Origin of the sequence: Paenibacillus lacisoli (assembly GCF_030580655.1) — a bacterium.
Lineage (GTDB): Bacteria > Bacillota > Bacilli > Paenibacillales > Paenibacillaceae > Paenibacillus > Paenibacillus lacisoli.
In genome coordinates, this window is record NZ_JAUQTB010000029.1 from 1 (window position 1) to 4,658 (window position 4,658).

At 41.7% G+C, this 4,658-nt stretch carries 6 protein-coding genes and 1 pseudogene; all 7 read left to right on the forward strand.

The features are described 5' to 3' along the window. On the forward strand, positions 1-783 hold a 783-nt coding region (locus Q5741_RS21285), incomplete at its 5' end, for a transposase (RefSeq protein ID WP_305026118.1). Positions 784-875: 92 nt separating this feature from the next. Beyond that, positions 876-1,160 (forward strand): polymorphic toxin-type HINT domain-containing protein, encoded by a 285-nt coding sequence (locus tag Q5741_RS21635; RefSeq protein ID WP_345784182.1) that lies wholly within the window; start codon positions 876-878, stop codon positions 1,158-1,160. After that, positions 1,157-1,528, forward strand: a complete 372-nt coding sequence (locus Q5741_RS21640) for a hypothetical protein (RefSeq protein WP_345784181.1) — start codon at positions 1,157-1,159, stop codon at positions 1,526-1,528. Before Q5741_RS21635 ends, Q5741_RS21640 begins: the two co-directional genes overlap by 4 nt. 71 nt (positions 1,529-1,599) lie before the next feature. After that, a complete protein-coding gene (locus Q5741_RS21295; protein ID WP_305026119.1) occupies positions 1,600-2,073 on the forward strand; it encodes a hypothetical protein in 474 nt (157 codons plus the stop codon). A gap of 62 nt (positions 2,074-2,135) precedes the next feature. Continuing rightward, positions 2,136-3,257: pseudogene (locus Q5741_RS21300) on the forward strand (IS3 family transposase). Between the two features lie 4 nt (positions 3,258-3,261). After that, positions 3,262-3,438 (forward strand): hypothetical protein, encoded by a 177-nt coding sequence (locus tag Q5741_RS21305; protein ID WP_305026120.1) that lies wholly within the window; start codon positions 3,262-3,264, stop codon positions 3,436-3,438. Position 3,439: 1 nt separating this feature from the next. Beyond that, complete coding sequence (locus Q5741_RS21310) at positions 3,440-4,003, forward strand: hypothetical protein (protein ID WP_305026121.1); 564 nt, start codon at positions 3,440-3,442, stop codon at positions 4,001-4,003. The last annotated feature ends 655 nt before the right edge of the window (positions 4,004-4,658 follow it).

Below are 4,658 nucleotides of genomic sequence, written 5' to 3' on the forward strand. Positions count from 1 at the left end.
GTCATGCTCAAGAATCAGCTTCACACGCAATTGAGCTATAACTATCCGAGTTATAGCAAGTTCTTCTGTGAAGTGGACGGGAGAACGGCTCTAGCTTTTTGGCATGAGTATCCTTCCCCGTATTTGCTTGAGGGGGTCACGCTAGAAGACCTAACGTTGTTCCTTCGGAAGAACAGTAATAACGTCTGTTCGACCAAGAAAGCAACCTTCATTCTCGAAAATGTTCAAGCAGACGGGAATACGAAGCGAAATGGTCAGGAGCATCGGGATTTTCTAGTCAGAAGTCACGTAAACCAAATCCGTGACGTTCATCGTGAAATGACCGATGTGGAGAATCACATCCGAGACATCATGCAGAAGCTAGACTTTAAGCTGAACACGTTTACGGGCATTGATGACGTGACTGCTTCGGCAATCGTGGCGGAAGTCGGAGACATTACCCGATTTACCAGTGCTGATAAGTTAGCCAAGTATGCAGGACTTACTCCAAGCCAAATGAGTAGCGGCGGCAGGGGCAAAGACCGCAACCAAAGGCAAGGGAATCGAGCGTTAAACAAGATTCTATGGGGATTAGCAGTTAGACAAGTTCAGACCGCTAGAACGTCCAAAAAGCCGCTCAATCCTTTATTCCATGCTTACTATGAAAAGCGTCTCAACGAAGGCAAAAAGAAGAAGCAAGCAATCATCTGTATCATGAGAAAGCTAGTAAACATCCTTTACAGCATGATAAAGAACAAAACCGAATACCGTCTTACCGCTTTACCTGAACGGGCGGCAAGCTAATGATACAATGGTGGTAGCTGAAAACAGTTGCCACCTTCTTTATTCCCCTAGTTAAGTTTATAACTAACGAAGGGAAGAAGAATATCGAAGACATTGAAGTCGGAGATAAGGTTCTTTCTAAAGATGAAGCGACTGGCGAGGTTGCTTACAAAGAGGTCACGGCGACGTTCAACCATGAGACGGATGAGATATATAAGATTTCCGTGGGTGGTCAGACGATTGAATCGACTTTTAACCATCCGTTCTATGTGGAAGGTAAGGGATGGACGTTCGTCAAAGACCTTAAAGTCGGTGACTTGCTTGTTAAGAGTGATGGGAATACACTCAAGATAGACAGCATCGAACTGGAACACAGGCACGTCACGGTTATAACATGACGGTTGATGAGTTCCATACGTACTTTGTAAGTGACCTTGGGATTTGGGTTCACAATACGGGCGCTTGTAACTGGAAAAGTGTAAAGCAATTCGGACATACTTTTTCAACTCATGGGGCAGGAGCTAAAAATACGAAGAGTTTAATTGATAGGGCTAGAAGTACAGGGAATAATCAAGGGCAATGGCTCGATAATCAGAAAGCAGCAGACTTTATTGCTTCTAAGGGTACACTTACCGAAGCCACAACATTCGATTTACCATCAGGTATGGGACAAGTTATTACTCCTACGGGTAAGATAATCTCTGCAACGAAGGTTATCATTGTTCCTTCCCCATCAGGTGTTAAGACTGCTTATCCAATTCCATAAATTAGCTATGAAAGGATTGGTTCAGTATTTTTAGAATGGAGTTAACTTTTGAAGAGTCGACCGACAATAGGTTGAATGAAAAAGACGTAATTTCTGATTTTGAACTAGACGATGTGGTGGCAGTTCTCATAAGTATTTGCGAGGTTTTTGAACAGTCGGAAATGGTTTCGTTTGTTGTCTCCGGTTTTGGGCAAGAGAAGTGGCCTGTTGATTGTAGAACGGATTTAGCTACAGTTATCGAACAAATCCCTGATATACTAGAAAAGGTAAGTAAAGGGATATTCTCGTTCGAATTAAACTTCTATGAACAAGGAATTGAACGACAGCTAGTGTTTGAAGAAGAAGGGGGACTGGTAAGGGTCACCTGTATGAGTCGTACAAACTGGATACCGAATCCAAATACTATTCTTTTTGATAAAGTCGAAGTTTCAACCATGTTTAATAACTTCCACAAGAAATTTTTAGAGTACAGTTCAGTTCTTTGCACTGATTTAGCAAATAATCCTTTATTGGAGAATTGGAAAAAGTGGATCGGCTACACTTAGTTGGACAGAAAAAATAAGGGCTTGTAGAATATAACTATCATATTAAGGAGCGGATCTCTACAATGCCTAAACAACAACGACGTACATTCACAACCGAGTTCAAAAAACAAATGGTGCAACTCTTTGAAAATGGCAAATCTAGAGCTGCAATTGTGGAGGAATACGACCTCACTGCTTCGGCTCTAGACCGCTGGATCAGGCAATCGCAGGCAAGCGGTTCATTCAAAGAAAAGGACAATCGTTCGCCTGAAGAAAATGAGCTTATCGCTTTACGAAAAGAAAACCAGCGTCTCCTGATGGAGAATGACATTTTAAAGCAAGCCGCGCTGATCATGGGACGAAAGTAGCTATCATCCAGAATAACCGTGATAAATACTCGGTATCAGCAATGTGCAGCGTCCTCGAAATCGCCAAAAGTACGTTCTATTATGAAGCAAAGGAACAGCCCAACGAAGATGAATGTACAAAAGCCATCGTGGAGATTCTTCCACAAGAATCGAAAGGCCTACGGTACGCGAAAGCTGAAAGTAGCACTTCAGGAACGAGGAGTCATCGTCTCCAGACGCCGTATAGGCCGAATCATGCGAGAACAGGGCCTCGTTTCTACGTATACCATTGCCCAGTTTAAGCCTCACAAAACGGCTTGTAATGAGGCAACGACGGCAAATGTACTGGATCGTGCGTTTGAACAGAAGGAAACTAAACGTTTCGTTGTCAGCGATCTCACGTATGTGAAGGTCGGTCATCGGTGGCATTACATTTGTGTGCTCATTGACCTGTTCAATCGAGAAATTATTGGCCACAGTGCAGGTCTGCATAAGGACGCTGCTCTGGTTTCACGCGCCTTTGCAACGGTAGAAGGCGACTTAAGCCAAATCCAGTGGTTTCATACCGATCATAGGAGTGAGTTCAAAAACCACACGATGGAACAGCTTCTAGACACGTTTGGTATCGGCCGATCCCTTAGCAAGAAAGGATGTCCCTACGATAACGCCGTGACCGAAGCCACCTACAAGGTCATGAAAACGGAGTTTATTTACCAGATGGCATTTAGAAATCTTCGTCATTTAGAACTGGAATTATACGATTACGTCAACTGGTTTAACAGGCATCGAATTCATGGATCACTGGGTTATTTGACGCCCGTTCAGTATCGCCAAGAAGCCCTTAAAAAAGTTGTCTGATTTAATGTTGACAATCCAATGGCCGGACGGACAGAATGGAGTTGAACTAACTCAACAAGCCTGGATGAGTGGCACAGTTGTCAAGCCGGACGGTACAGTTAAGATTTGGGATAATGGTACGATGAGGATAAAGGTTCATATTGATGGTAAAGGGAATATTCACGGTTATCCTGTAGATTAAGGTGGGGAAAGCTATTTTGACGGATTTAATAAAAGTTATAGAGAATGTATATAAGAATGGCGATTTATCATATCTTTTATCATCTTATGTGGATAGAGATTATTATTTTCAAGAGTTTAAAGAACTCTTCGTTGGTAAATATGTTGAGAACATGACGGATTTTAATTATTCAAAGTGTTTCAGTATTTCCATAAATATTTCAGATGTTGATTCTCCACTTGGTAGCCAAAAATTTGAGCAATTTATTACTGACAACCTCATTGTTTACAGAGTAGATGTACAGATGTCATTGATTGCACCATACGCGGTGGTTAAGTATCTAAAATATGAAAAAAAGGATAACAGAGTTGGTGTGATGAGTAATGATGTCCCATTTCTTCCAAGCCAAAATAACTATGAAGTATTAATAAAAGAATTTCTAAGTCGCAAAGGGTATACGCTATTAGATGACATTGTGTTAACTAAAGCTGTTCCTGGAATTGTTTTAGAACTACAAGAAGATACACCTAGTGTCTATAATTGTTTATTCGAAGATTCATCGTCCTATTATCCTTACAGTAGTTAAATATTTCACTGTTGTTTTACGCCCACCTTTGGTGGGCTTCTTTTTGTATTTATCAGAATTTATCTCCTACCCAGTGCCGAATGAATTGGGTGGCTACGTCCAAATGAACTTAACCCTCATCACCCCCGTATGATATTCTCCTCATATGCCTGTACGCACATGCAATGCTTGAATTTTATACCCTAAATAACGGTATTCCATTACTTTGGACAGGTAGATTATGGTCAGATACCACCATGATTGACTGTTTTTTGTTATCTTCGCTTTCTCACGGTTTTTTCAAAAATGAGTCGCAACTGTAAAATACCCTGTTGCGATAGAGAGGGTGAAAAGGAAGGCGCATCTTCTAGGAAGGATAGCACGACTATTCATAGTAGGGCGGCAATCTTGAAGAGTTTTGTTCTGTCGGCAACGAAACTGACCTTTACAGCGATTGTTACGGTGTAGGAAATAACTCTGCTGACGAGCAGTTGACATATACAGGTAAGGCAACGTGAAGGCTAGCCACCTTGCCCTCTAATTATAGACGGAAATTCGTTAAAAAATTTCCGGTGGGGGCTGAACATGTAAGGTGTGAATGGAGTTGTCAACAAAAGTGCAGTTTGAAAACACCCCTCATACAGAAATCCCGTGATTAAGCTGCTTGTGACAGCAT

What these genes read in the sequence shown, in the direction of transcription:
- Q5741_RS21305 (WP_305026120.1), top strand. Translation starts at nt 3,262, where the DNA reads ATGTTGACAATCCAATGGCCGGACGGACAGAATGGAGTTGAACTAACT.
- Q5741_RS21640 (WP_345784181.1), top strand. Translation starts at nt 1,157, where the DNA reads ATGACGGTTGATGAGTTCCATACGTACTTTGTAAGTGACCTTGGGATT.